The following is a 25,835-nucleotide window of genomic DNA, read 5'->3' on the forward strand; positions in this document are numbered from 1 at the left end:
GCTAAGCTTCGCGGACAACAAGCGGAAACGAAATCTTCCAACATGCCCAGCTCTTCCCGAAACCCGAGCAAGTCGACCGAACGCGCGGCACCCGATAAGAGGGAGACCTTGCGCCGCATCAGCGCTGCGGCGCGACGGGAATTCGCCGCCAAGGGACTGGCGGACGCCCGCATCGACGATATCGCCCATGCCGCCGGCGTCACAAAACAGCTCGTTTATCACTACTTCCGGAGCAAGGAGGAACTCTTCGCCTGCGTGCTGGAAGACTCGTCCGCGACGACCATGGGCGAACTCGTCGCGGTAGAACTGGATCACCTGGCGCCGCGTGACGCGCTGCGGGCACTCCTCAACCACATGATCCGGCCCTATTGCGACCCCATGCTGAGCGCGCTCGCACAGGAAGGGATCCGCTACCACGAGAGCCATGCCACGCCGCGCAACAGCTTTGTCGACCTAGCTCCCGAGCTCAAGCGCAAGATGCGCAGCGTGCTCGCGCGCGGGGCCCAAAGTGGCGATTTTCGTGCGAACGTCGACCCGGACCTGTTCCTCGCCGCAGCCGCGCAGGTGACCACCAGCGCCTTCGTCAGCCGCTACACCGTCGTCACCCTGTGCGGCCTGGACGTGGCGAACGCCGACGACGCGGACACATGGCGACGCTTCGCGGTCGCCTTCGTGCTGGCTGCCGTCGAGCGCGAGCGCAGCGACCAACATCCGCTCATGCGGCCCGACGCCCCGCCGAAGACGCCGCCCGAAGCGGCCTGACAGCTACGGCCACCTTGCGCGACGCGCGCCACATCAGCGTGCGAGGAAACGCTTCACCCGACTGGCGGCGATCCGTCCCGGCAAGCCGTTGACCCCACCACCCGGGTGGATGCCCGCGCCTCCGAGGAAGAGTCCTGCAACCGGCAGGCTGTCCCCACCCAATCCCGCCGCCGGCCTCATCATCGCGGAACGCGTGGTGCTCGTATCCACATGCACCACGCAGCCGCGATGCACATTGAGCCGTTTCTCCAGGTCCGGCGCGGCCTCGACCCGACGACCGATCTCGAATTCCTTGAGACCCAGCATGTATTCGGCGGCCTGGTCGATGACCGTCTGCCCTACCCGGTCCCTGATGGCATCCCATCCTTCGCGCGGCTCGACCGGCGTCGCAACGGGATAGAGGTAGGCCACGTCCTGCCCCTCTGGCGCCTGCCCAGGATCGACAGCGGTCGGCACCGTGATCCACATGTAGGGCAGCTTCGACACCTCGCCGCTCGCGGCGCAGCGGAAGTTGTCGAGCACGGCATCGGAGGTGCCGATCAGGAGCACGCTCTTGCGCAGACTCAGCCCGTCGGCCCGCAGGGCTTCAATGCGGCGGTAATTCACCTGGCTACTGAGCGCGACATCGACCTTCAGTGGCGATGCCCCGTGGCCGTTGGCCGGCGCAAGTGCTACGCGAGTTAGCGTGCGCCGATCGAGCGCCCCGGGCGTAACCATTTCCAGCGCCATCTTCGGGTGGATCGACGCCACCACGGCTTTCGCCGACAGTACACGTCCGTCCTTGAGTCGCACCCCCTTCGCCCGACCATCGCCGGCAATGATCTCCGCCACCGGCGCAGAAACCAGGATCTCCCCACCCAGCTCGCGCAACCGGGCTGCCAGCGCATCCGACAACGCCTGGGTCCCCCCCACGGCGCGACCCAGCCCGAAGCGATGGATGAAGCCCAACAGCGCGAAGTAGATCCCCGTCGCGTCGTTCGCGATGGGTCCGGCCGCGCCAAGCAGGCAGCACAGCGCCGACTGTACGACCGGATGCTCGAAGCGCTCCATGATCGACGTGTACGCCGGACTGCCGATGAGCGCCATGATTTCCGGTTTCAGATGGCGGTTCCTGAGGACCGCCTTCAGGGCCTGCCATTTCGCGCCCAGGTTGCGCTGCGCGGGGTCGACACGCATCATCGGAATGGCCATGTCGATGAAGGCATCCACGAGCTTCATCAGTGCCAGGAACTCCTCCGCGTCTCGGGACGAGAAGCGCCGGATCTCGGCCGCAGTCTTTTCCGGCTCGCGCCAGAACACCAGCGAATTGCCATCCGGATGGACGTACACATATCCGGGAGACATTTCGACCTGACGAAACCCATGACGCTCGAGCTGCAGCTCCTGCGGCATCATGGGATGAACCCGGAGCGACATAAGATCAAGCGCGCAGGGGTTGATCAGATGCCGGGGCGCCTCCGGAATCAGGTAACCACTGGAGGCCATGCCGCCGATCTTCTCGCGGGCCTCGATGACGACGACACGTTTGCCTGCCTCGGCCAGATAACAGGCGGCCGCCAAGCCATTGTGCCCGCCACCGACGATCGCCACGTCATAACTGTTTGCGCCACTCATTCTGTCTCCCTCCGGGGTGTGCCGGATGCGCTTGTTGGTGAAATGCGTCCGATTCGACGAACCAACCGATTGAAGCACAGCGCCCCGGCCGGACACGGCGGAGCGGTTTGACGCGGAGTCAAAGCGCAGTGGAAGACGGACGGATGCCGCACCCTCGCTCGTCCGCAGCGGCGGGCGGACGCGGCGTGTTCAGCGGCGGGAAACGCGGCCCTGCATCAGCATGGCGAACATCCGCTCGAGGCGGCGCGGCAGGCTTCGGCGCTCAGGGCCGGCGGGGACGAGAATCTCACTGAGGATGTATCGGACCAGCAGTTCGCAGGTGAGCTCGCGGTCGATTTTGATTCCCGCACGCGACTCCCACGCATCGAAGACCGGCCCAAGCACGTCCTGGAACCGGATCACCGAGTCGGGGAAGATGCGCTGCAGCCAGCGCATTGCGTACTCCGGCGCGACCACGAGCAGCCGTCGTGCATTGCCGCGCTCGAGGTAATCATCGACGAATCGCAATACGGCGTCGAAACGTTCGTCCGGATCGGTATACGGAGCAGTCGCCTCGATCAGCGCGGCATGGAAACGATCGCGCCGATGACGTGAAAACGCGTCCAGGAGATCGTCCTGCGACGAAAAATACCTGTAGAACGTCCCACGCGAGATGCCTGCGGTCTCACAAACGTCGAGGATATTTACCCGGTCTGCTCCGGACTCGAGAACCACCGCTTCGGTAGCGTCGAAAATGCCCAGGATCGTGCTTTCGGACCGCCTGTTCCGGCGAACTGCCTTCACGGCCTTGACCGGCGCGGGCTCGGCGCCCTCCTTCGCAGAGGCGGTCGCGCGAGGCTTCTTCACCTTTGCCTTTCCCGCCTCGACTGCTTCCGCCATCTCCGCTCCCCGAGAATTCACCGACGGTGATTGTAGCGTGCCCCAACCGCATGAACATCCGAGCCCCCATCAAAATGATCACTCCGCCTCCTTATATTTGACAGTTTTTCTGTTTGTGTTTATGTTTTACCATCACAAGGAAAGCTGCACATCACCCCAACACGGCGAATCGGGACAGGAGACATTACATGGCAGGCATGGGCAATCAGGAAAGCTGGTCGGTCGGCCCACAGGATACGGTCATCGCGGCACTCGACCGGGCAGTTGCAAAGCACCCCGAGCGGGTGCTGCTCGACTTCGGCGGCGAGTTTTACACTTACGGCCAGGTCGACCAGCTTTCGACGCGCCTCGCCCACTCGCTCGCAGCATTGGGCGTCCAGGCCGGGCAGACGGTCCTGAGCATGCTCGACAACAACATCGATGCAGTCGTGGCCTGGCTCGCCATCAACAAACTGTGTGCCGTGAGTGTTCCTGTCAACACTGCGCTGCGGGGCGAGTTCCTCCGCCATCAGATCGCGGACTCGCAGGCTGCAATCGTGATCTGCGAGGCGGATTACGTCGAACGCATCGCGCAGGTGGCGGACGGATTGCCGGAAATGCAGCTGATCCTTCACCGCGCCCACCTCACCAAGGTCCCGGAGTGCCGCGCCCGCATCGCGCCGCTGGACGAACACCGGGGCCGGCGCGACGACGCGATCGAGACGAAGCCGAATCCCTGGGACCTCGCCTGCATCGTCTATACGTCGGGCACCACCGGGCCGTCCAAGGGCTGCATGCTGAGCTACAACTACATGTGCAATCTCGCCCGCCTCCAGCTGCGCGCGGGACCGGCAACCGAGAATGACATCACCATCACCCCGCTGCCGCTCTTCCACATGAACGCGCTGTGTGTCGGCATCCTCTCGAACATCATGGTCGGCGCCCGGGTCGCGATCGTGCAGCGCTTCTCGGTATCCAATTTCTGGCCCGAAGTCGAGCGCAGCGGCGCCACCATCGCGTCGATCCTCGGCAGCATGGGCGGACTGCTCGCTCAGGCGCCGGACAACGAGTCGATGAAACGTTGCGTCGGACAGATCCACACCGTGCGCGGCAATCCCTTCACCGAGGAATCGAAGAGGATCTGGCGCGAACGCTTCGGCGCCAAGCAGGTGGGCGGCAATGGCTACGGCCTCACCGAAGCGAGCGTCATTACCTCGCTACCCGGCGGCGAGTACGCAGCGCCGGGCTCCTCCGGGAAGCGCATCCCCGACTTCGACGTGCGCATCGTCGACGACCTCGATCGTGAGCTTCCGGCCAACACGCCAGGCGAGATCGTCGTTCGCCCCCTGCGCCCCGACATCATGTTCATGGGCTACTGGGGACGCCCCGCCGACACCATGAAGCTGTTGCGCAACATGTGGTTCCACACCGGCGACATCGGAAAATTCGACGAAGAAGGTTTCTTCTATTTCGTGGACCGCAAGAAGGACTACCTGCGCCGGCGCGGCGAAAACATCTCGAGCTTCGAGATGGAAGCCGCCTTCGCAGCGCATCCAGCCATCGAAGAAGTTGCGGTCCACGCCGTGCCTTCCGACAAGGGCGAGGATGACGTCAAGGTCACCGCGATTCTCAAGCCCGGCAGCGCCCTCATGCCCGAAGAATTGTTCAAGTGGGCAATCGACTCCGTTCCCTATTACGCCCTCCCCCGCTATATCGAATTCCGCAGCTCGATGCCCAAGAACCCGCAGGGCCGGGTGCTGAAGTACCAGCTCCGCGAAGAGGGCAAGACGCCAACGACCTGGGATCTGGAAGAGACCGACATCACGGTCAGCAAACGCTGATCCCCATAAGGCAGAAAAACGGAGAGGAAGACACCATGAGCATCTTTACCCACGTCACGCTCGGGACGCGCGACATCGCGCGCGCGAAGACCTTCTACGACCAGGTTCTCGACCCGCTGCAGTTCAAGTGCCTGCTTGAGGTCGAAGGCAAGGCCTGCGGCTGGGGTATCGAGGCACCGCAGTTCATGATCCTCTACCCGCGTAACGGAGAACCTGCCACTACGGGTAACGGCATGACCATCGGCCTCGCAGCCCCGAACCGTGCTGCCGTGCGCGAGTTCCATCGGCGCGCGCTTGAACTCGGGGGTACCTGCGAAGGCGCCCCCGGCCCCCGACCTTTCGCGCCGCATGCCTACGCCGCATACATACGCGACCTCGACGGAAACAAACTCGTGGCCTCCTGCCGCAAATCTGAAGAAGAGGGATAGGCTGTCTATACTGAATGATGAGTACGCCAGCCAATGCTCAAATCACACGACCCAACGCTTCGGCGACGATAGCCGACAACGAGAAGGAACTACTTCGCGTCAACCGCGCTCTTAAGACGCTCAGCGCGGGCAACAGGACGCTGTTGCGGGCCGGCGATGAAGGCGAACTGGTGAATGCGATGTGCCGCGTCATCGTTGAGCAAGGCGGCTACCGCATGAGCTACGTCGGCTACGTCCAGCACGATGAGCGAAAGTCCGTCTCCCTCGCGGCGTTCGGTTTCGACGACCACTATGAGCAGGAGGAGGAGACGCTTCGAAACCTGTATGCGAGCTGGGCCGACAACGAGTTCGGTCACAGCGTGACCGGTACTTCAATCCGCACGGGCAAACCGTGCATCGTGCGCCACCTGCTGACCGACCCCGATCACGCGCCGTGGCGCGCGGAGGCGCTTCGCTTTCGCTACGAATCCGCCAGCGCCTTTCCGCTGCACGTCGACGGTGAGGTGATCGGCACGCTGGGGATTGCGGCCTCGGACCCGGACGCCTTCGACGAGGCGGAGGTGAAACTGCTCGCGGAGTTGGCCGACGATCTCGCTTACGGCATCAGCAACCTTCGCTCGCGGCTTCGCCGCCAGGAGGCTGAAGCCACCATTCACCGCATGGCCTACTGCGATGCGCTGACCGGTCTGCCCAATCGGGCGAGCTTATGCGAGCGGTTCGAGTCCGTTCTTGCCACCGCGGTCGCGCAGAACCAGCCGCTCGCGCTCATGATCGTGAGCCTCGACCATCTGCAGGAAGTCAATGACACCCTGGGCTACGCTCAAGGCGATCGGCTCATCCAGACATTCGCTCGCCGACTGATCGAGGCCGAGCTTGCCGAAACAGTCGCCCGCGTAGGCGAAGGCGAATTCGCGCTGCTGTTACCGAATGCCGATTCGGCTCGCTCCTCCGCGACGGCACAGCAGCTTTCAAAGTTGTTGCACACCTCGATTGACGTCGAGGGGTTAGCGTTCGATGTACACACTCACACCGGTCTGGCCCTGTTTCCCGGCCATGGGGCGGACGCGGAGGTATTACTACGACGCGCTCGCGTGGCGATGCGCGATGCGATGCAGGCCGGTCGGGACTACGCGGTCTTTGCACCGGCGCTCGATCAGGAAGCCTCGCGCAGGCTGGCGTTGATGGGGGAGCTGCGCCACGCGATCGAGAGGCACCAACTCGCACTCCAGCTTCAGCCCAAGCTGCACCTGGCTTCGGCAGCGATCTGTGGCGCCGAGGCACTTGTTCGGTGGAAGCATCCACTGCTCGGCCAGGTCCCGACGTTCGAGTTCATCACGCTCGCGGAACAGGCGGGAATGATCACCCCCGTCACTCACTGGGTCCTCGAAGCGACGTTCCGCGAGCGCTACGCGTGGCACATGGCAGGAATCGAACTGCCGCTGTCGGTGAATCTCTCGGCGCACGATCTGCGCGACCCGACGCTGCTCGACAAGCTCAAGGGCTTGGTCGAGACCTGGGGAGCCAAGCCAGGCTGGATTCAGCTGGAGCTGACGGAGAGCGCGCTGATGGTGGACGCCTCGGCCGCGGTCGAGACCCTTCATTCCCTGAAGCGGCTGGGTTTTCAACTTGCCATCGACGACTTCGGTGCCGGCTATTCGAGCCTGGGTTATCTGCACCGCCTGCCGGTCGATGCCACCAAGATCGATCAGTCGTTTGTCATCCCGCTGGTACAGAACGAGGATTGCGCGACCATCGTCAGCTCGGCCGCCCAGATGGCCCACAAGCTGGGCTTCGAAGTTGTGGCAGAGGGCGTGGAAAGCCAGGATGCATTGCGACGCGTGACGGAACTGGGATGTGATATCGCGCAGGGCCATTTTGTGAGCCATCCCATGGCGGCCGACCAGTTCGGGGCGTGGCGGGCAGCTTCGCCCTGGTCGAGCCCGGCTTCACTCGCGCACTGAGCCCGCGCGGGGCGTTTTCACCCATTGCGCGATACCCGGCCAAGACTCACATTGATCTCAACCACTTCGATTGCACCGACCGTCAATCGCCGATCCTGGGTGCTTTTCCCGATACCGTCCGCACGTCCGGCGGTAACGCGACGTCCGGCCGGGCAGCGCGGAGCCAACAGAGAATTAGCATGCAGAACAAGCTCAACGAAACGGACAAAACGTCCGGTAGCGAGATCCTCCTCGTCGCCGCGTGTCACTTGCCGACACCGTGGGCGACCTTCGAACTCCACGGTTTCGAAGAAGTCGCCAGCGGACGCGAGCACGTTGCCCTGACGCTCGGCGCGGTGGCAGACGGGGCGCCGGTGCTCACCCGCGTCCATTCCGAATGCCTGACTGGCGACGCGTTGTTCAGCCAGCGCTGCGACTGCGGCCCGCAGCTCGAAGCGGCGCTCGCCGCAATCGCCACCGAAGGCCGCGGCGTGCTGCTGTACCTGCGCCAGGAAGGCCGCGGGATCGGGCTGCTGAACAAGATCCGCGCGTACGCGCTGCAGGACCAGGGCGCCGATACCGTCGAGGCCAACGAACATCTCGGCTTCCCTGCGGATAGCCGCGACTACTCGGTCGCGGCGGCGATGCTGCGCAGCCTAGGCATCGCGACGCTGAAGCTGATGACGAACAATCCCCGCAAGGTGCACGCGCTGGAGCGCTACGACATTGCGGTCGCCGAGCGCGTCCCCCACATCATCGAGCCGAACCCCCACAACGCCGGCTACCTGCGCACGAAGGCGGAGCGGCTCGGCCATCTGTTCCCCTGGCCGGAGGCTTGACCGGGGCGCATGTGAGCTCTGGACATTACTGCCCAAAGGCCAAGAAATGCCCCTGCCCGCGTCCGGCGTGCAGGTGTCGCCTGCCCATATCGACTATGCGATGTGGGCAGCAATATCCCCTGACATTTTGTTGGTATAGCACCGCTTTGGCGGACATCAAGAAAGGAATTTCGCCGCGGGCTGTCCCCGGCCGCCATGACGTCTGCGAGGGACGGTGATGGGTGTCCGCCCTCCTCTACGACTCAGGGCCTATCCGGAGCGCGCTCCGCAGACCGGCCGTCGCGGGTCGTCGGAGGCCGAACCGGAGACGTAGTGCGTCCAAAGTCATAGCCATGGGTCGCCGATTCCGTCAGGCTTGCCATTGGCGCATGACTGTATAAACTTACAGCCGCGGAGCGCCGCCATGCCTACGACTCGGACCTGCCCGTACTGCCACACCCCGATTCGCAGCGACCGCTGCGAGTATGCGACCAACGGCGCCTACACCTATCGCATCTGTCCGGATTGTGACTATTCGATGCCGATGCCCGCCATGGTGGCGTCGACCCCGCGACCCGCGGACGCCGCGTCCGATCGCCCCGCCCCGGTCGTCGCCAACGCCACGGGTTGACGCCCGCACGGGGCGTCAAAGGTCGGTCCTACTGAAAGCGGGGTCCCACGCCCACCGGCGGGCGCCGCGGCCCGGCAATCGCGCCGGACATCCGGATGCGGGGTTGAAGCAGACTCCTCCACCGGACCGCATGAATCGCTGGCATCATTCACGGCTCATTTTCAATCCTTCATCATGATGACGGTAGCCATGATCTCGAATCTCGCCAGCTACTCCCTGCCCCAACTCAAACAGCTCAGCGCCCGAGTCGCCAATGAGATCGTCAAGCAGGAGTCGGCGGTCAAGGCCGCGACGCTCAGGAAGCTCGAGAAACTCGCGCGGGAGCATGGACTCACGCTCAATGAGGTTCTGGGCGATGGGGCGACCGCCGCGCGGCGCGAGGCGCCCGTCGCGAAGGTCACGCGAGCGCCTAAGCCCGCACTGCCGCCGAAATATCGGCATCCGTCGAAAAGCGATCTCGCTTGGTCTGGGCGCGGACGCAAGCCACAGTGGGTCGACGCGTGGCTTGCGAACGGCGGCGCGCTCGATGCGCTCGCCATCGCTGCGGAAAAATTCGCGAAGAAGCAGCAACGCCAGGCCAGTCTGCCAGGGGCGGTCGCAGCAGCAAGCACACCCGCGGCTGTGCCCGACGCTGCCCCCGCCGCGCCCGTCAATGCTGTCGAATAATTGCTGGCCCCCTCGTCCTGGGAAAAGCGTCGCGATTTCCCGCCTGTCTTGAGCAACGCGCCATTGGGTCGCCGCAAGGCTCACTGTACTCGCGGCTTCACCGCCCGGCGCTTCGCCAGGACCGATGCCGCCAAGGCAGTCGAGATTGCCGACGGCGACACCGTGACCGTGCTCGACACCTTCGCCGCTCAGCAAAAGACTCGTCTGTCGGGAATCGACGCGCCCGAAGAGTCACAGCCGTAAGGCCAGGTCTCACGCCAGCACCTCGGTCGAATCGTGTTCGGCCAGACCGTCACGGTGGAGACCGCCGAGACGGACCGCTACGGCCGCGAGCTCGGAAAGATCCTCGTCAGACGGATGCCAACCTCAAACAGCTTCGTTCCGGGCTCGCCTGGCATTACAAGCGCTACGGTCATGAACAGCCCATCCCGATCGGGGGCAGGCCCAGGTGCGGCCGGACGTGCGGGAGGCCCGGCGCCGCGTGTGGCGCGGCGTGCAGCCCACACCGCCTGGGAGTTCCGACACGCACGGCGAAACCCGCCGGCCCGAAGAGTGTCAGGCGGGGAGGACTGTTAGAGGCCTCAAATGGCTGAAGTCACAGCGACTTCCGGAGCAGTCCCCACGCCTCCGCCAGTGCTTCGCGATGATCCGGAGCGGCAATGGCAATCAGGCGCTCTGCCCGCTCGGTCAGCGATGCGCCGCGCAAGTCCGCACTACCGTGCTCGGTAATCACGACATCGGCCATATGGCGCGGAGCACCAACGAGTGCCGACGCGTCGAGCCGCGGCACGATGCGCGACACGGCCCCTCGCGACGCACTTGAGAGCAGCGCAAAGACCGCCCGTCCACCACGCGACAATTGAGCCCCGCTCGCGAAGGCCGGCATGCCACCGACACCGGCAACGAGTTGTCCCCCGAGCGTGTCGCAATTGATTTGGCCGAACAGATCTACTTCCAGCGCAGCATTGATCGCGACGAAGTTGTCGATGGCGGCAATGCGGCGAACATCGTGGGTCTCGCTGACCGGTGCAAACAGGAAGGTTTCATCCGTCGCGACGCGCCGATAGAAGGCGGCATCCCCGAGAGCGACTCCGACATTCGCGGCGCCGGGCCCCTGAATCACACCTCGATTGATAAGCGGAACTAGCGCCGGAGTTCCCATGCCGGCGTGGAGTCGAAGCTTGCGGTGGTCGCCGAGCGCTTCGAGGACCGCTCCGACCATCCTGCCGATCCCGAGCTGTATCGTGTCGCCATCGCGAACGCCCCCCGAGACGTGACCTGCGAGCTGCCTGAGCGGCGCATTGGGCGGTTCTTCCCTATAAGTCACCAGATCGCCTTCCGCCTCGACCACGGCATCGCAGTCTCCGAGCGACAGCGAAACGCTCCCGCGAGTGCGCGGCATCGTCGGATTGATGTGGGCGATCCGGCGTCGGGCATGCGTCCAGGCAGCAGGCGCAAAGTCGTGGCAGACGCCGAGGCTCAGGCGTCCATTCTCATCGGGTTCGCTCGTCTGGACGACAGCAAGGTCGATCGGCAGACGCTCGAGATCGCGCCAGGCGCCGAGGTAGTCGACCGGCAGCAGTTCGATCCGCCCGTCGAGGGAATCCGGCCGAAAGGCCGGCAGCATGAAGTAGGCGCGCTGTTGGGCCTGCGGGTGCAGCGTCGCGTAAGCGCTCTCGTTGATGCCATTGAAGAAGACGCCGACGAAGCGCACTCCGGCGGCCTTGTCCGGCGCAGCACGCAAAGCGTCACGCAGAACGAGTGATTCGCCCGACAGCCCGCCGAGGAAGACGGTCATGCCGGGTTCGAGCGAGGCGACGACCTCGGCCATCGACAGGCGCGTCGGCCCTGCCCCGCTCCCGTTCATGCGCCCAGACGCCCGATGATGGAAATCGCGCACACGTTCTGGTGCGGATGCCCACCCAGGTTCTGCGTCAGGCCGATGTCGGCCTTGGGGAGCTGGCGTTCGCCGGCACGACCGAGGATCTGCTGATACACCTCGTAGACCATGCGCAGGCCCGACGCGCCGATCGGGTGTCCGAAGCACTTCAAGCCGCCGTCCACCTGGCAGGGGATCTTGCCGTTGCGGTCGTAGCGGCCCTCGAGGATGTCGAAGGGCGCGCGGCCCGGGTCGCTCAGGCCGAGGTTTTCCATCAGCACCAGCTCGGTGATCGAAAAGCAGTCGTGCACTTCGATCAGGTCGAGCGCTTCGCGCGGATCGGCGATGCCGGCCTCGCGGTAAGCTTTCGCCGCCGCGACTTCGGCGGTGCGCACGGAGGCGCCATCCCAATTACTGAACTGCGCCTCCTCGCCGTTCGACACCGCGAGCTGCAGCGACTTGACGGTCACGATGTCGCGCTTGCCCAGCTCGCGGGCGATCTCCGGCGTGGTGACGATCGCGCAGGCCGCCCCATCGCTTACGCCGCTGCAATCGTACAAGCCCAGCGGCTCCGCCACGGTGGGCGCCTTGAGCACGTCATCGATCGTGATCTTGTTGCGCAAGTGCGCCTTGGGATTGAGCGCCGCGTTGTCGTGGCTTTTAACCGACACGTGCGCCATCGCCTGCTTGAGGTCGTCGTAGGACACGCCGTACTTCGCCTGGTAGGCCGAAGCCAATTGTGCGAAGGCGCCGGGCGCGGAAGCGTTCGGCAGCCACAAGTCGGCGACTACACCACGGGTGCGCACCGGCAGCCCACCGTAGCCGGTGTCCTTGAGCTTTTCGACGCCGAGTGCGAGCGCGATGTCGTAGGCGCCGGAGGCCACCGCATAGACGGCGCCGCGCAGCGCCTCGGTGCCCGTCGCGCACGCGTTCTCGACGCGCGTCACGGCGATGTAGGGCAGCCGCAGCCCCTGGGCAAGCGGGCCGGCCGTCTTGCCGACGTTGTTCTCTTCGAGGCACACGCCGAGCCACGCCGCCTCGATCTTGTTCCTTTCGATGCCGGCATCCGTCAGCGCCTCGGAGAGGGCCTCCAGCATCAGGTCCTCGGCGTTGTCCGACCAGCGCTCGCCGAAACGCGAGCAGCCCATTCCGACGATCGCAACGCGATCACGAATTCCATTTGCCATTCTTATTCTCCCGCCTTGAGTTGCGGCTTCGCTTTCCAGAAATAGCGCCGGAATCCGCGCATCGGATCGACTTCCTTGATCCGGAACACCATGTCGAGGGGTACGCCGACCGCGAGATCGGCCGGATCGCAATCGGCGAACTCCATCAGCACGCGTGCGGCATTGGCGAACTCGACGTGACCGAACATGAACGGCGGACACGGCTTGTATGACAGCCAGTCGCAGGTGAAGCTGCGGATCTTCGCCGGCTCGTCGGCCAGGCGGTAAGGCTGCTGCGTGTCGACCGCGCCGCAATCCGGATTCACGCAGATCCGGCTGGCCGGGAACTGCACCGTACCGCACTCGCCGCAGCGCCCGCCGCTGAAGCCGTGGACCGTTTCCTCGGCGCGCCACGCCGCCGACAGCGCCGTCTTGTTGTCCATCTCGGCGCGCATGCCCCACTCGAGCTCGATTTGGCCGGTGAAGGACAGGTACTTGAGATAGTTCGTCTCGACCTGGCCTTCGTCGAGCCACGCGGGCTCGGTATCTGACCCGGTGGCCCTGTCCGTCGTCTCGAGCACCAGCGCATCGCAGCCGCTGCCAAACTGCACGACGAGGATCGTCTGTCCTGGCCCGGCTTTGGCAAGGGTGCGCGCCAGCATCAACAGCGGATGCGCGGCCCCGGTATCGCCGCAACGGTCGAAAAGCGGATCGACGATGGTCTCCGGCCGCACGCCGACCTTTTTCGCGACCATTGGCCCGACCTTGCGCAGCTTCTCCGGCATCACAAAGTGGTCGATGCGGTTTGCGTCGACGCCGGCCGCCTGCAGCGCCTGCTTCACGACCGGCGGCACGAGCTTCGACAAGCCCTCGTCCCGCACCCAGCGCTCTTCCCAGCCGTAATCCCCGTCACGGCCCGACTCGCGGAAATGGTCGACGAAGTCGGCAGTCAGGCTGGCCGAGCCGAGCAGACGCGCGATCGGCTCGCCCTCCCCCACCAGCAGCGCCGCGGCGCCGTCGCCCACCATCAGTTCGGCGGTGCTCGCCGGACGCGGAATGCGCCGTTCGGAGGCGATCAGCAGTTGCTGTCCACCGGACCCCTGCAGCGCACGGATCAGCGCACTGCTGCCCGCACGCAGGCTCCCGCCACAATCGCTGGCCGCGAGCGCCTTCGGCAATGACAGTGCGGACGCGACGACGGCGGCATTGAGCCGATCGGCGAACGGAAGCGTCGTCGACGCGAGCGTCAACATCTCCGGCGCGGGTGCCTGGGCGGCGGCGAGTGCCCGCCGTCCGGCCTCCACGGCCATCGTGATGGCGTCTTCGTCCCAGTTCGCCATGCTGCGCACGCCCTGGGCGAGGCCGCGCAAGCCCGGTGCCATCCAGCGGTGGCCCGCCGCGACCGACTTGCGGTCCAGACGAAGCCGCGGCAGGTAGGCGCCGACTGCAAGAATGCCGCGATCGGTCGCGGCGCCGATATTCGCGCCGTTGTTCGTATTCATTATGAAATGCCTCTAGCCTGCCGAGGGCAGACCACGGATGACAGGGGAACCCGCCGAAATGTCGCGGGTGCAAACGTGCTCCAGATAGGCGCTCGGCCAGCACATCTCGACATGGCCAACGCCCGGCTTGCCGTCGATCGTCACGCTCATCGAGCCTTCGTTCAGCATGACCTGCGGACTCACCACGAAGGGGTAGAGCGCGAAGGTGCGCCCCTCGACCCGCGTGCTGCGCCCGAGCTCGTCGCGCACATCGGCGAACACCGCGGTATGCGCAAGCCGCGCGTCGTGCTCGAAGCTCATGTCGACGCCGTTGACCTCCGCCATCTCGCCGTCGCGCAGGACGTAGCCGCGCAACACCTTCCGACCGAGCGCCTCGACCTCCCAGAAGTGCACCACCAGATCCGGTCCGGACTGCGCTTCTAGCCACTTCCAATGCTGCGAGAAATACCAGTCACGGGTACCCCAGGAATGATCGCGGTGTCCCATCGTATCGAAGGGAATTTCGCGGCCATCGAGGGTCAGCACACCGGTGACACGACCACTCTGCTCGATGCGGTCGTCGGCGACCCACCCGGGGCAGCCATCACGGTGGCTGCCGTAGTTGTACGCCGGATGGACCGCCTCGAAGCGGTAGTCGAGCGATGCCCGACCACCCGGCGCGACGATGACTTGGGCGCTTTCGAACGGTTTGCCATGACGCACACTGACCTTGCCGACCTGCCAGTCCTCGAATCCTTGCTCGTCACTCACGGGCACGCCATCGATCAAGTCCGTGACCGTTTCACCGACCTCAGGTCCGTAGACGACGAAAGCCGAGCCTGCCTTCCCGAGTCCATTGACCCACGTGTACACGAACGCGGCGAGCCCGCTTTCCGGCAGTTGCAGCATGAAGACCAGCGACTCCCGAGCCAGCGCATCGGCCCGCAGTCGATGTCGCGAGTCATGGACCGGGTCCAGGGAAATGCGCCGATCGGCGCGCGGCCGCTCCTGTTCGTTCATATTCGCTCCTCTTGTGGTCGCGTGGGAATATCTCACCTAGCCATATCGTCCTGTTGCGTACGATTATTGTCAAGCGTTTTGTCTCCTTCTTCTCCGAAGGGCGTCCGAATGCTCTTCCGACTGCCGAAACCAGGAGCCCATCGGATGCTCATATTTTCCAGCAACACCAGCTACGTACCCGGGGATTATCCTCAAGCACGGGATGCGGTGTCATCGCGGCGCCGACTAGCATAAACGGCTATGAATAAACCCGTATTTAGTCGTACAATATGCACCGAACCGCTATCCATGCAGGCATGCGGCCTGCCGCGTCACCAACAGGAAGGCAAGAAATGCGAGCAAAGGAATCCGGTCCCGCGACCGCCAGGGCCGCCAAAGGAAGTTCGAACGCGGCTGCAAACGCGATTGAGCAGGCCCCGAAAGCCAAGGGTGTCGATACTGCCGCGCAGCGACGTGACATCAGGCTGGGCTATCTGATTCACGACGTGTCGCGGATGCGCCGCACGGTCTTCGACCAGTTGATGAAGCCGCTCGGCATCACGCGCGCCCAGTGGTGGGTACTCGCCCACCTGTCGCGCCACGACGGCATGGCCCAGACCCAATTGGCGTCGATGCTCGACGTTGGCAAGGCCAGCCTCGGCTCGCTGCTCGACCGCCTCGAAGCGACCGGCTTCATCGAACGCCGTCCCGACGCGACCGACCGCCGCATGAAACGGGTCTTCCTGTCGCGGAGTTCGCATCAGCTGCTGGAAAAACTCGTGAAGATCGAGAGCGACTTCAACGAGCAGATACTTGCGAGCCTCACCGATAACGATCGCAGCGAACTGATTCGGATGCTTTCGTCGATCAAGGAGTCGCTGCTCACACTGGGCTCAGGCGAATCCGCGGACATTGAAATCGACGGCGAGTGATCGAACGATTGCTGCAGTGGAGCGTCATGCAGTGAATCCGCGAATCATCGCCCTCGAAGGTGCCACCAATTGTCGCGATCTCGGTGACATCGGCACGGCGCATAGGGGCGTCATTCGCCGCGGCCTGCTCTTCCGCTCGGATTCACTCGCCGAATTGACGGAGGACGATTTCGCTCGGCTCGATGCGCTGGGGCTGCACACCGTGTGCGACTTGCGGCATGAATCGGAACGCATCCGCAAACCCAACCGCCTGCCCCCCGGAACGCAGATCCGCCAGCACGCGATCGGCTTTCTTCCCCGCGGCGCACACGAGCTCATCCCTTCGCTCGGGCCGCACAGCGACGAAATGGCAGTGCATTCCGCCCTCGCCGGTTATTACCGCTGCTTTCCGCTCGACCACGCGAGCGACTATGCGCGCATGTTCGAGGCCCTTCTCGCGCCGGACGCGCTTCCGGCACTGATTCACTGCACCAGCGGCAAGGACCGCACAGGCTTCGGCATCGCCATGATCCTGATGGCGCTGGGAGTATCCCGCGAAGACATCGTCGCGGACTACCTGCTGTCGAACGTGGCGCCCCGCGATCTGCGCTTCATGGTCCCTGAGGGCGTTCCCGAATCTGCACTGTCCGCCTTGATGAAGGTGCGCGCGGACTATCTGCAGGCGTCGTTTGCCGCCATCGACGAGCATTGGGCGAGCGAGCAAGACTTCCTCCGCGAAGCCCTCGGCCTTAACGCGCGCGCGATCAGCCGCTTGCGGGATCTGTTGCTGGCCTAGACACCCTAACCGGTTCGAATTTCGACGCGCCACTGCCGGGTTGCGCTTCTCGTTTTCGTTCGCTACCATACGATTTTATATAGAACCGTATGGAGATCCCATGACTACACGCGACATCCTCCTGGTCGGCGCCGCTCGCACGGCGATCGGCACTTTTGGAGGCAGCCTCAAGGACGTCCCGATGCGGAGCCTGGCGACCAGAGCCGTCCGGGCGGCGATCGAGCGCAGCGGCGTCGAGCCCGACCGGATCGGGCATGTGGTCATGGGCAATGTGATCCCGACCGAACCCGCCGACGCCTACCTCAGCCGTGTCGCGGCCATCGATTCCGGGCTGCCGAAGGAGACCCCTGCGTTCAACGTGAATCGCCTGTGCGGTTCCGGCCTGCAGGCGATCGTGTCAGCGGCGCAGGCGATCGCGATGGGCGACACCGACATCGCAATCGGCGGCGGCGCCGAATCGATGAGCCGCGGAATCATGATGATCCCATCCATGCGCTGGGGCGCACGGATGGGAAATACCGACGTCGTGGACTACATGACCGGCATCCTGCACGACCCGTGGGAGCGCGTGCATATGGGCATCACGGCGGAGAACGTCGCCGAACGCTACGGCATCACCCGCGACATGCAGGACGAGCTAGCGCTCCAAAGCCAGCAGCGGGCTGCGCGCGCCATCGCCGAAGGCCGCTTCGCGAGCCAGATCGTCTCCGTCGAGATCGCGAGCCGCAAGGGCACGGTCGTCTTCGATACCGACGAGCACGTCCGCGCCAATGTCACGATCGAACAGCTCGCGGCGATGAAGCCGGTCTTCAAGCGGGATGGTCTCGTCACTGCCGGCAATGCCTCGGGCATCAACGACGGCGCGGCAGCGGTGGTGCTCGCCGAAGCGCGTGCCGCCGAACGCCTCGGTCTGAAGCCGCTCGCCCGCCTGGTGAGCTACGCGCACGCCGGCGTCGATCCGCTGTACATGGGCATCGGTCCGGTCCCCGCGTCGCGCAAGGCGCTGGAAAGGGCCGGCCTGACGATCGCCGACATCGACGTCATCGAATCGAATGAAGCCTTTGCCGCTCAGGCCTGCGCAGTCGCTCAGGAGCTCGGTTTCGATCCCGCGAAGGTGAACCCCAACGGGTCGGGCATCTCGCTCGGCCATCCTGTCGGCGCGACCGGCGCGATCATCACGACGAAAGCCCTCTACGAGCTGCAGCGAACGGGAGGACGCTACGCCCTGGTGACGATGTGCATCGGTGGCGGCCAGGGCATCGCGGCCATCTACGAACGTCTGTGAACTCCCTCTGCCCCCTACCCCACACGAGGAGTGAAAGCCCATGAAAGTCCTGGTCCCGGTCAAGCGGGTGATCGATTACAACATCAAGGTGCGCGTCAAGGCTGACGGCAGCGGCGTCGATCTCGACAACGTGAAGATGGCGATGAATCCCTTCGACGAAATCGCCGTGGAGGAAGCGGTCCGCCTCAAGGAAGCAGGCAGCGTCACGGAGGTCGTCGCGGTTTCATGCGGCGTCTCGGCCTGCCAGGAGACACTACGCGCGGCCCTTGCGCTCGGCGCGGATCGCGCGGTGCATGTAAGCACTGACGTCGAGTTGCAGCCGCTCGCCGTCGCAAAGATCCTGAAAGCCCTGTGCGATCGCGAACAGCCCTCGCTCGTGATCTGCGGCAAGCAGGCGATCGACGACGATTCGAACCAGACCGGCCAGATGCTCGCCGCACTGCTCGACTGCGGTCAGGCCACCTTCGCGTCGAAGGTCAAGCTTGAAGGCGGCGCCGTGATGGTGACGCGCGAGGTCGACGGAGGCCTCGAGACGCTGTCGCTGGAACTGCCGGCGGTCATCACGACCGACCTGCGCCTGAACGAGCCGCGCTACGCGACGCTGCCCAACATCATGAAGGCGAAGAAAAAACCGCTCGACACGCTCTCCCCGGTCGATCTCGGCGTCGATGTCGCGCCGCGTCTGAAGACACTGAAAGTCGTCGAGCCGGCGACCCGCCAAGCCGGTGAAATTCTCCCTGACATGGCGACGCTGGTGTCCAAACTCAAGAACCAGGCAAAGGTGATCTGACATGGCCATTCTCGTCATTGCCGAACACGACAATCGCAGCCTCAAGGGCGCGACGCTCAACACGATCACGGCCGCCGCGCAGCTTGGTGCGGACATCCACGTGCTCGTTGCCGGAAGCGGCTGCATGGGCGCGGCCGAAGCGACCTCGGCCATCCGGGGCGTAACGGGCGTAATGCTCGCCGACGCGCCGCACCTCGACGCGCTGCTCGCGGAAGACCTTGCCAAGCTCGTCGTCGGACTCGTTGCCCATGAGGCAGACAGCTACAGCCACGTCCTCGCGCCCGCCACCGCATTCGGAAAGAACTTCCTGCCGCGCGTCGCAGCCCTGCTCGACGTCGCCCAAGTTTCCGACGTGGTAGCGGTCGAGTCGTCGAACACCTTCGTGCGCCCGATCTACGCAGGCAATGCACTCGCCACCGTGTCGAGCGACGATCCCGTCAAGGTGATCAGCGTGCGTTCGACCGCCTTCGAAAGCGCATCGAACGGCGGCAGCGCGCCGATCACGCCAATCGCCGTGCCGGTCGGCTTCGCGCGCACCCGCTGCCTCCGACGCGAACTCGCGACCAGTGCACGTCCTGAGCTCGCCGGCGCCAAGGTGATCGTTTCAGGTGGGCGCGGTTTGGGCAGCAAGGAGCACTACACCTCTGTCCTGGAACCGCTCGCCGACGCCCTCGGCGCGGCCCTCGGGGCGAGCCGTGCGGCCGTCGATGCCGGGTTCGCGCCGAACGACTTCCAGGTCGGCCAAACGGGCAAGATCGTCGCGCCGCAGCTCTATATCGCGGTTGGCATCTCGGGTGCGATCCAGCACCTTGCAGGGATGAAGGACTCGAAGGTGATCGTCGCGATCAACAAGGATCCGGAAGCGCCGATTTTCCAGATCGCCGATTACGGCGTCGTGGGAGATCTCTTCACGCTGGTGCCGGAACTCGTTTCCAAACTCGGTTGATGGAATCGGGGGAGGTCGTGCCCCCGACAATTTTCTTCACGATCCCTCGGCAGGGCAGATCCTCCCTCTCTCCCATTCCCTGCCGAGGTTCTTTTTTCAGCCGATCAGCTTTTCGATATCCGGCACTGCTGCCGGATCCGGCTCCCAGCCCTGCAGCTTCACCAGCGAGCGATCGCGTAGCAGTTGCTCGGCTGACATCGCGAGCACGATACTCTCCACCTTCTCTTGCCCGTCCGCCCCGCTCTGGGCGAATGCCTCCACCACGTCGCAGATCGCGGCGCGCATTGCGTGCACCGAACGCCGCAGGTCGTCGGGGTCGCGGCGGCACTGTTCCAACACCTGCTCCGCCTCAGCGGTCCGCTCGATCAGCGCACCAGTCGCGGCGCGGGCGGGAGGCTCCTTCGGCTGGACTTCCTTCAGCGCAGCGCTCGCCTGCACGAGGCGTGCGAGTTCGTCGCGGTCGAAGCGGAACTGGAGCGGCAGCTGGTGCGCCATCAGGCTCAACATGGCGACCACCAGCTTCGCCTGCTCCTCGGCGAGTTTGTTGCTGCCGGCTACGGCGGGAATCACCACGTCCTTCATTGCCTTGATCATCGCGGCAATCTGTACTTCCGGGCGCATTTGCATGTCAGCATCCCTCCTCGATCAGCGTGCGCATCTCATCCACGATCATGTAACCGATGCCCATCAGCCAGGCCACCAAGATGTCCTGGTGCGTCTTCCCGTTCCGCGCGATGCGGTAGCCCGTGCCCAGGATCAGCACGCTGATCGAATACGCGTTGTAGACCTTGTACCAATGCACCGTCTTCGGATTGATGGAGAGCCCCGACGCCTTTTCATAGCGCTCGTAGAACTCCGCCTCTGGCATCAGGCCGCAGACCAGCAGCGTCTTGCCGTCCTCGGCGAGCGAGGAGAAGGCGCGACTCGTCGTCCATGCGATGTCCTGGTGCCGGTCGCCGATGCGGCCGAGCTCCCAGTCGAGCAGCGCCGAGATCTGGTTATCGTGTTCGGTATAAAGGAAGTTGCCGGTGCGGTAGTCGGAATGCACCACCGACGCGAAGTCGAGCACGGGCAGGTTGCGCCGCATCCACGCCGCGGCGACGCTCAACATCGGGACGTTCTCGTCCGAATCCTCCTGCCACACGCGCTCCCACCAATTGACGCCCCACTCGGCGCATTCGGTCGTACCTTCCTTCGGGACGTCGAAGGCCGACAGCGCCTCGCGCGAGAAGGGGTGGCGATGGATGCGGCCGAGGATTTCGGCGAATTGCGGCGCCAGATGCTCGCGCACCTCGCGCGGCATGCAGGTGCCCAACCCGGTTACACCGCTCACCGCTTCCGAGGGCTTGGGCACGCCGGGCGCGAAGCCGTAGACCAGCGCCGGATAGGGCAGATATTTCCCGTCCGGATCGCACCAGAACACCGGCGGCACGGGGACGACGCCCTCGAAGGACTTGATCAGCTGGAACTCGCGCAGCCGGCTCGTCTCGACGATCGATTCCGCCGGCTCCATGCGCAGCACCATCGCCGTCTTCTCGAAGCCGACGCCCGGCCGCAGCCATTCCAGCTCGAACGCCATCTGCAGCTTCGACGCCCCGCCCGACAGCCAGCGCGGACTCCGGATCGAGAAGTCCTGGACCCCGTTCGCCCGCAACAACCCTTCGAGGCCGGTGACCAGCGTGTCAAGCGGCACCGGCTCGTAACCCGGCCCGCTGCGTTGCCTCAGTTTCCGCACCAGGATGCGGTCGATTTCCGTCTCGCACGGATAGCGCGAACGCAACTCCGCGATCCATGCTTCGGTCGGACGATTCTTGTCGATTGTCAGCATGCTCCATGTCTCCTGTTTCTAATAATCGTGAATCGACTGCGGCCTAAACCCGCCTCTTCGCGAGTCCGTGCTGCGTGGAACAACGGAAGCGGGCCAACATTCAGACCTCGTCGTATTATACCATATTGTCTTCTTGCGCACCTTATGTTGTAGGCTGCGCTACCGGCCGCGACGCTGGCGCAACTGCTGCTCAATAGGCTCCGGACGTTTTGCCGGATCCGTTTCGAAGCCCATATCGGCTACAAGTGCCAGTTCGCGCTCCAGTTCGAGCTTCGACATCTCGAGCACGCTCTTGCGTACGGCCTCCTTGACGCCGGCCGGTGCAGAACGGTTCGCATCCTGGATCAGCAGGCCAATGGCCGTTCGCAACTCGAAGATCGCCGCCTCGATCTCCGTCGGTGCCGTACCCGCACGGTCAAGCAAGTTGCGACCGAGGGCTGCCAAGCTCGTCAGTTCGGTCCGGAGCGTGCCGTCTATGTGGTCTTCGGTCTCGGTGATCAGGTCTTCAGCGTGTTTCACGTAGCGATCGAGTTCGTCGCAGTCGTAAAGGAATGCCAGCGGCAGTCGCTTGGCCACAAGTTGCAGCGTTCCGACAATAAGTCGTGCCTGCTCCTGAGCCATCTTGTTCTCCGCATCGACGGCCGGCAGCACAACGTCGATCATCGCCTTGATCACGCTCTGGATCTGGGTTTCGGGGCGAATGTCCATTCAGGCGATCTCCTCAAGTTTGCGACGCAGGTGACCCAGAATCGTGTAGCCCATGCCCATGAGCCAATTGAGCAGCAAATCCTGGTGCGTTTTGCCGTTCCGGGCGGCGCGATATCCGGATCCGATCACGATCACCACGGAGCGATAGGCATGAAAGACATGGTAGTAGTCGATGACCTTGGGTTTCACGGCAAGTCCGGATACCCGCTCGAAGCGTTCATACATCTCCGCGGCGGGCATCATGCCGCTGGCCAGCTCTTGGGTGCCGTCCTCCGACATATGTGCAAGGTAGGGGAGCGTCGTGTAGGCGAGGTCCTCGTGAAAATCGCCCAAATGTCCCAATTCCCAATCCAACCAGCTTGAAATGCGCTGGTCGCCTTCAGTAAAGAGAAAATTACCGGCGCGGTAGTCGCCGTGTACGAGAGAAAGTCTCTCGGTTGCCGGCATGTTCTCCCGGAGCCATGCGGCTGCGACGCGCATGAGAGGAATATCGCGATTGCTGTCTTCCTCCCAAACGCGCTCCCACCAATTCAATTGCAATTCGACCGCATGGGTACCGGGCCCTGGAACATCCAGGGAACTCAGGTCGGCCTTCGTCCAATCCCAAGTGTGCAGTCGAGCCAAGTGCTCCACATACTGCTCTCCGAGCACCTTGCGCAATTCGGGTCCGTAATTGATGCCGAGGCCAGTCACGTTGCTGAATGTCCCGGTCGGTTTTGCAACACCTTCGGCGAACCCATAAACGATGGTCGGATACGGGAAGTGCTTGGCCGCGTCGTCGACCCAATAGACCGGCGGCACGGGCAAGACGTCCTTGACCGCCTTGATGATCTGAAACTCGCGCAGGCGGCTAGTTTCGACGATCGACTCGGCGGGTTCCATGCGAATCACCATCGGGGTTGTCGTCCGCCCGAGCTCGGGATGACGCCAGTCCAGTTTGATTGAAACCTGGAGTTTGGACGCCCCCCCGGCCAGCCATTTTGCGTCCCGGACCTCAAATGCGTCGGTCAATTGGGTCCGCAGCAAAGATTTCATGCCATCGCACAACACCTCCAGGGAAACCGGGCTATAGGCCGGTCCACTCCTGCGATGGAGCTTTCGCGTCAGCACGCGATCCATTTCCCGCTCGACGGGAAATCTCCGGCGCAAGCCCTCGATCCAGTCAGGCGGCGGATTGTTCTTGTCCACGATCAGCATCGGTGGTTGTCTCCTTGGTCGTTATCTTGCAGCCGACGTATTTCGTATGCTGCAGTCCTTCATCTGCATAATTAGCCCGGCGGGCGATGCCGCCCCAAAGGATTGCCGGCAGCTCGGCCGGGTCGTATCGGACCGGATGCAAGGCTCCCCAGGGAAGTGCCAACTCCAGCCTTGAACCTATACTAACGCCGCCAACTACCGTGCTGTCACGCTCGGACGGGGGATATAGAGGTGGTTTGCAGGGGGGGAACAGAACTGTTCCAAACAGCCCGCATACCCCCCCCGATTCCCCCCCTTCGCGAAGGCTGTCCATTCCATCCTATAACGTACTATTTGCGGGCATTGATGTGTTCCGACGCCCATCCCTGGATGAGCTCGAGCCCCTCGCAATGCAACGAAGGCAGACGAAAAGGAGGAGACAGTGAAAACAAGACCAATCGCTCCGGCGATAACACCCAAAGTACTCGCCGCGTTACTGGCGGCGTGCTTTTCGGGGGGAGCTCTGGCGGTTACGGATTTCGAGTTCGGGGACGGCTGGCAAGGAAAGTGGCTGACCACCATTTCACTCGGGACGAGCATTCGAACCGAAAACCGCGACCCGAAGCTCTATGGCCAAGGAAATGGAAGACTGATCGGCCTGACCGACGGCTCCGGCAATAACACGATCGATGAAGGAAACTTGAACTACGGAAGGAACGACGCCTTCTCCACTCCCTTCAAGATCTTGAGCGAACTGTCGTTCAGGAAGGGTACGGCGGGCGGCTTGATTCGCGCCAAGGCGTGGTATGACTACACGCTCAAGGATCAGGATGTGCGATTCGGCAACCAGCCGAACGGATACAACGGGTACAACGCACAGACCGACTCGCTCACCTCGCGGAAGCCACTTTCCGACAGGGGCTTCGACCCTCTGCTGAAATACTCCGGCGTAGCCCTCCTCGACGCCTACGTGTACGACTCATTCAAGGGTCTGGATGGCAACGATCTTCAGGTTCGCGGCGGCAGGCACGTTCTTAATTGGGGCGAGAGCGTCTTCATACAGGGCGTGAATCAGCTCAGTCCCATTGACGTTCCTGCGCTCCGCCGCCCCGGTGCCGAACTGAAAGAAGTCTTCATGCCGATCTGGATGCTCTCGGCCAACCAGAGTCTGGGCGACTTCGGTTCACTCGAAGCCTTCTACCAACTCAAGTGGGAACCGTCGCCAATCGAGGCGGGCTGCGGAAACTATTGGTCCGTTGCCCAAGGCAATATTGCGAAGGATCCCGGTGCATGCTGGAATGCCAGTGCGCTGAATCATCTCGGCTCCACGCCTCAGGCAGTGGCCAGCGGCAACTACATTCCGACGCTGGATGGCGAGAATGCCAAAAACTCGGGCCAGTTTGGCGTCGCATACCGATTTGCCGTGCCGAAACTGGATACCGAATTCGGCATTTACGCGATGAACATTCACGCACGCACTCCGGTATTTTCACTCGCCTACGCCAATCCCGGGACCTTTCCGGGACACCCTGCTTCAACCTCCCCGGTAGCAGCATTCTGGGAATATCCGGAGGACCTCAAGGTATTCGGCGCGAGCGCAGCCACCAATATCCTGGATTGGTCGGTCAGTGCCGAAGTGAGCCAGACGCGAGGGGTTCGGGCACAGCTCGACGGGAACGACATGTTCTTCGGCTCCTTCGGCCTCGGACCGCTCGCCGCGGAAGCTGCAGCCAACGGAGCCGGCACCGGACATGGCGCTCTTCACGGAGGCGTGAAGACAAACAAGAACCAGATTCAGCTCAATGCATTGCAGGCTGGCAACAGATTCCTCGGTGCCGATCAATGGCTCGCCATTGGCGAGGTCGGCTACCAATGGAACGATCTCGAACTCGACGGAAATCGTCGTTTCAACCGTCCGTTCATCTTCGGACCGGGGCCGGACGCCGCCTATGGCGGCAGCACGTGCGGGACGCTGAATATCAGCCCGGACGGATGCAGCAAGAACAAGGGCTACGTGACGAAGTCCGCCTGGGGGTACCGCCTCCTCGGCCAACTCACCTACAACAATGCATTTGGCAGCGGCTTCGACGTGTTGCCCCGGGTCTTCTGGTCCCACGACGTCAAAGGCTATTCCGTCGATGGCCAGTTCCTGGAGGATCGCCGCACGCTCGGCCTTGGCGTGAAGTTCAGCTTCCAGAAACAGTACGCGCTGGATGTCAGCTACAACCGTTTCATCAACGGTGCCACGTTCGATCCGCTTCGCGACCGCGACTACATGTCCGCCACATTGACCGCGAATTTCTAATCAGGGG

At 63.7% G+C, this 25,835-nt stretch carries 24 protein-coding genes; 14 read left to right on the forward strand and 10 right to left on the reverse strand.

Annotation, left to right across the window (positions count from 1 at the left end):
- Window positions 1-42: 42 nt before the first annotated feature.
- Window positions 43-762, forward strand: coding sequence for a TetR/AcrR family transcriptional regulator (locus tag ToN1_RS03170; RefSeq protein ID WP_169204552.1), 720 nt, complete (start codon window positions 43-45; stop codon window positions 760-762).
- A gap of 33 nt (window positions 763-795) precedes the next feature.
- Here ToN1_RS03170 and ToN1_RS03175 read toward each other — a convergent pair whose 3' ends face one another.
- On the reverse strand, window positions 796-2,352 hold the full coding sequence (locus ToN1_RS03175; RefSeq protein ID WP_244860951.1) for a phytoene desaturase family protein: 1,557 nt from the start codon (window positions 2,350-2,352) through the stop codon (window positions 796-798).
- 213 nt (window positions 2,353-2,565) lie between these two features.
- Window positions 2,566-3,255, reverse strand: a complete 690-nt coding sequence (locus ToN1_RS03180; RefSeq protein WP_050416206.1) for a TetR/AcrR family transcriptional regulator — start codon at window positions 3,253-3,255, stop codon at window positions 2,566-2,568.
- A gap of 188 nt (window positions 3,256-3,443) precedes the next feature.
- Here ToN1_RS03180 and ToN1_RS03185 point away from each other — a divergent pair, with 188 nt between their 5' ends.
- The 7 genes from ToN1_RS03185 to ToN1_RS03215 all read left to right on the forward strand — a co-directional run bounded on the left by ToN1_RS03185 (window position 3,444) and on the right by ToN1_RS03215 (window position 9,801).
- Window positions 3,444-5,075 carry an ATP-dependent acyl-CoA ligase gene (locus ToN1_RS03185; protein WP_169204553.1) on the forward strand — a complete coding sequence of 544 codons (1,632 nt, stop codon included), beginning with the start codon at window positions 3,444-3,446 and terminating at the stop codon, window positions 5,073-5,075.
- Between the two features lie 35 nt (window positions 5,076-5,110).
- Complete coding sequence (locus tag ToN1_RS03190; RefSeq protein WP_169204554.1) at window positions 5,111-5,503, forward strand: VOC family protein; 393 nt, start codon at window positions 5,111-5,113, stop codon at window positions 5,501-5,503.
- A 14-nt stretch (window positions 5,504-5,517) separates the two neighbouring features.
- The gene (locus ToN1_RS03195) at window positions 5,518-7,464 is read left to right on the forward strand and encodes a putative bifunctional diguanylate cyclase/phosphodiesterase (RefSeq protein WP_169204555.1); all 1,947 of its coding nucleotides are present in this window, start codon (window positions 5,518-5,520) and stop codon (window positions 7,462-7,464) included.
- 179 nt (window positions 7,465-7,643) lie between these two features.
- Window positions 7,644-8,282, forward strand: a complete 639-nt coding sequence (gene ribA / locus ToN1_RS03200) for a GTP cyclohydrolase II (RefSeq protein WP_169204556.1) — start codon at window positions 7,644-7,646, stop codon at window positions 8,280-8,282.
- A gap of 403 nt (window positions 8,283-8,685) precedes the next feature.
- A complete protein-coding gene (locus tag ToN1_RS03205) occupies window positions 8,686-8,892 on the forward strand; it encodes a hypothetical protein (RefSeq protein ID WP_169204557.1) in 207 nt (68 codons plus the stop codon).
- A gap of 189 nt (window positions 8,893-9,081) precedes the next feature.
- Entirely contained in the window at window positions 9,082-9,558 is a 477-nt protein-coding gene (locus ToN1_RS03210; RefSeq protein ID WP_169204558.1) for an H-NS histone family protein, read from the forward strand.
- A 63-nt stretch (window positions 9,559-9,621) separates the two neighbouring features.
- Window positions 9,622-9,801, forward strand: coding sequence for a hypothetical protein (locus ToN1_RS03215; protein WP_169204559.1), 180 nt, complete (start codon window positions 9,622-9,624; stop codon window positions 9,799-9,801).
- A gap of 352 nt (window positions 9,802-10,153) precedes the next feature.
- Here ToN1_RS03215 and ToN1_RS03220 read toward each other — a convergent pair whose 3' ends face one another.
- Genes ToN1_RS03220 through ToN1_RS03235 form a run of 4 tightly spaced genes read right to left on the reverse strand, consistent with a single transcriptional unit; the run spans window position 10,154 to window position 15,104 of the window.
- Window positions 10,154-11,389 (reverse strand): acetyl-CoA hydrolase/transferase family protein, encoded by a 1,236-nt coding sequence (locus ToN1_RS03220; protein WP_169204560.1) that lies wholly within the window; start codon window positions 11,387-11,389, stop codon window positions 10,154-10,156.
- 32 nt (window positions 11,390-11,421) lie between these two features.
- A complete protein-coding gene (locus ToN1_RS03225) occupies window positions 11,422-12,624 on the reverse strand; it encodes an acetyl-CoA acetyltransferase (protein ID WP_169204561.1) in 1,203 nt (400 codons plus the stop codon).
- Between the two features lie 2 nt (window positions 12,625-12,626).
- Window positions 12,627-14,105 (reverse strand): 3-oxoacyl-[acyl-carrier-protein] synthase III C-terminal domain-containing protein, encoded by a 1,479-nt coding sequence (locus tag ToN1_RS03230; RefSeq protein ID WP_169204562.1) that lies wholly within the window; start codon window positions 14,103-14,105, stop codon window positions 12,627-12,629.
- Window positions 14,106-14,117: 12 nt separating this feature from the next.
- Window positions 14,118-15,104, reverse strand: a complete 987-nt coding sequence (locus tag ToN1_RS03235; protein ID WP_169204563.1) for a DUF7064 domain-containing protein — start codon at window positions 15,102-15,104, stop codon at window positions 14,118-14,120.
- Window positions 15,105-15,436: 332 nt separating this feature from the next.
- Between ToN1_RS03235 and ToN1_RS03240 the strand changes: the two genes are divergently transcribed.
- From ToN1_RS03240 to ToN1_RS03260, 5 genes are all read left to right on the forward strand, one after another.
- Window positions 15,437-16,015, forward strand: coding sequence for a MarR family winged helix-turn-helix transcriptional regulator (locus tag ToN1_RS03240; protein WP_169204564.1), 579 nt, complete (start codon window positions 15,437-15,439; stop codon window positions 16,013-16,015).
- 31 nt (window positions 16,016-16,046) lie between these two features.
- Window positions 16,047-16,790 (forward strand): tyrosine-protein phosphatase, encoded by a 744-nt coding sequence (locus ToN1_RS03245; RefSeq protein WP_169204565.1) that lies wholly within the window; start codon window positions 16,047-16,049, stop codon window positions 16,788-16,790.
- Window positions 16,791-16,890: 100 nt separating this feature from the next.
- Window positions 16,891-18,075, forward strand: coding sequence for an acetyl-CoA C-acyltransferase family protein (locus ToN1_RS03250; RefSeq protein WP_169204566.1), 1,185 nt, complete (start codon window positions 16,891-16,893; stop codon window positions 18,073-18,075).
- 40 nt (window positions 18,076-18,115) lie between these two features.
- A complete protein-coding gene (locus ToN1_RS03255) occupies window positions 18,116-18,865 on the forward strand; it encodes an electron transfer flavoprotein subunit beta/FixA family protein (protein WP_169204567.1) in 750 nt (249 codons plus the stop codon).
- 1 nt (window position 18,866) lies between these two features.
- Entirely contained in the window at window positions 18,867-19,811 is a 945-nt protein-coding gene (locus tag ToN1_RS03260; RefSeq protein ID WP_169204568.1) for an electron transfer flavoprotein subunit alpha/FixB family protein, read from the forward strand.
- A gap of 96 nt (window positions 19,812-19,907) precedes the next feature.
- Here ToN1_RS03260 and ToN1_RS03265 read toward each other — a convergent pair whose 3' ends face one another.
- The 4 genes from ToN1_RS03265 to ToN1_RS03280 form a co-directional block, all read right to left on the reverse strand.
- On the reverse strand, window positions 19,908-20,438 hold the full coding sequence (locus ToN1_RS03265) for a hypothetical protein (RefSeq protein ID WP_169204569.1): 531 nt from the start codon (window positions 20,436-20,438) through the stop codon (window positions 19,908-19,910).
- A 1-nt stretch (window position 20,439) separates the two neighbouring features.
- On the reverse strand, window positions 20,440-21,639 hold the full coding sequence (locus ToN1_RS03270; RefSeq protein ID WP_169204570.1) for a phosphotransferase family protein: 1,200 nt from the start codon (window positions 21,637-21,639) through the stop codon (window positions 20,440-20,442).
- Window positions 21,640-21,798: 159 nt separating this feature from the next.
- Complete coding sequence (locus ToN1_RS03275) at window positions 21,799-22,347, reverse strand: hypothetical protein (RefSeq protein WP_169204571.1); 549 nt, start codon at window positions 22,345-22,347, stop codon at window positions 21,799-21,801.
- Window positions 22,348-23,544: a phosphotransferase family protein gene (locus tag ToN1_RS03280; RefSeq protein ID WP_169204572.1), complete on the reverse strand. Its 1,197-nt coding sequence runs from the start codon at window positions 23,542-23,544 to the stop codon at window positions 22,348-22,350. It lies immediately after the preceding gene.
- 421 nt (window positions 23,545-23,965) lie between these two features.
- On the opposite strand from ToN1_RS03280, the gene ToN1_RS03285 reads away from it, so the two are divergent.
- Entirely contained in the window at window positions 23,966-25,828 is a 1,863-nt protein-coding gene (locus ToN1_RS03285; protein ID WP_169204573.1) for a DUF1302 domain-containing protein, read from the forward strand.
- The last annotated feature ends 7 nt before the right edge of the window (window positions 25,829-25,835 follow it).

Origin of the sequence: Aromatoleum petrolei (assembly GCF_017894385.1) — a bacterium.
GTDB lineage: Bacteria > Pseudomonadota > Gammaproteobacteria > Burkholderiales > Rhodocyclaceae > Aromatoleum > Aromatoleum petrolei.

Bases quoted from the DNA above. Each gene is read 5' to 3' on its own strand.
- ToN1_RS03230 (WP_169204562.1), bottom strand. From the start codon at position 14,105: ATGAATACGAACAACGGCGCGAATATCGGCGCCGCGACCGATCGCGGC.
- ToN1_RS03260 (WP_169204568.1), top strand. From the start codon at position 18,867: ATGGCCATTCTCGTCATTGCCGAACACGACAATCGCAGCCTCAAGGGC.
- ribA (WP_169204556.1), top strand. From the start codon at position 7,644: ATGCAGAACAAGCTCAACGAAACGGACAAAACGTCCGGTAGCGAGATC.
- ToN1_RS03180 (WP_050416206.1), bottom strand. From the start codon at position 3,255: ATGGCGGAAGCAGTCGAGGCGGGAAAGGCAAAGGTGAAGAAGCCTCGC.
- ToN1_RS03205 (WP_169204557.1), top strand. From the start codon at position 8,686: ATGCCTACGACTCGGACCTGCCCGTACTGCCACACCCCGATTCGCAGC.
- ToN1_RS03195 (WP_169204555.1), top strand. From the start codon at position 5,518: ATGATGAGTACGCCAGCCAATGCTCAAATCACACGACCCAACGCTTCG.
- ToN1_RS03275 (WP_169204571.1), bottom strand. From the start codon at position 22,347: ATGGACATTCGCCCCGAAACCCAGATCCAGAGCGTGATCAAGGCGATG.
- ToN1_RS03185 (WP_169204553.1), top strand. From the start codon at position 3,444: ATGGCAGGCATGGGCAATCAGGAAAGCTGGTCGGTCGGCCCACAGGAT.
- ToN1_RS03190 (WP_169204554.1), top strand. From the start codon at position 5,111: ATGAGCATCTTTACCCACGTCACGCTCGGGACGCGCGACATCGCGCGC.
- ToN1_RS03240 (WP_169204564.1), top strand. From the start codon at position 15,437: ATGCGAGCAAAGGAATCCGGTCCCGCGACCGCCAGGGCCGCCAAAGGA.
- ToN1_RS03255 (WP_169204567.1), top strand. From the start codon at position 18,116: ATGAAAGTCCTGGTCCCGGTCAAGCGGGTGATCGATTACAACATCAAG.
- ToN1_RS03250 (WP_169204566.1), top strand. From the start codon at position 16,891: ATGACTACACGCGACATCCTCCTGGTCGGCGCCGCTCGCACGGCGATC.
- ToN1_RS03210 (WP_169204558.1), top strand. From the start codon at position 9,082: ATGATCTCGAATCTCGCCAGCTACTCCCTGCCCCAACTCAAACAGCTC.
- ToN1_RS03225 (WP_169204561.1), bottom strand. From the start codon at position 12,624: ATGGCAAATGGAATTCGTGATCGCGTTGCGATCGTCGGAATGGGCTGC.
- ToN1_RS03265 (WP_169204569.1), bottom strand. From the start codon at position 20,438: ATGCAAATGCGCCCGGAAGTACAGATTGCCGCGATGATCAAGGCAATG.
- ToN1_RS03170 (WP_169204552.1), top strand. From the start codon at position 43: ATGCCCAGCTCTTCCCGAAACCCGAGCAAGTCGACCGAACGCGCGGCA.
- ToN1_RS03220 (WP_169204560.1), bottom strand. From the start codon at position 11,389: ATGGCCGAGGTCGTCGCCTCGCTCGAACCCGGCATGACCGTCTTCCTC.
- ToN1_RS03235 (WP_169204563.1), bottom strand. From the start codon at position 15,104: ATGAACGAACAGGAGCGGCCGCGCGCCGATCGGCGCATTTCCCTGGAC.
- ToN1_RS03280 (WP_169204572.1), bottom strand. From the start codon at position 23,544: ATGCTGATCGTGGACAAGAACAATCCGCCGCCTGACTGGATCGAGGGC.
- ToN1_RS03270 (WP_169204570.1), bottom strand. From the start codon at position 21,639: ATGCTGACAATCGACAAGAATCGTCCGACCGAAGCATGGATCGCGGAG.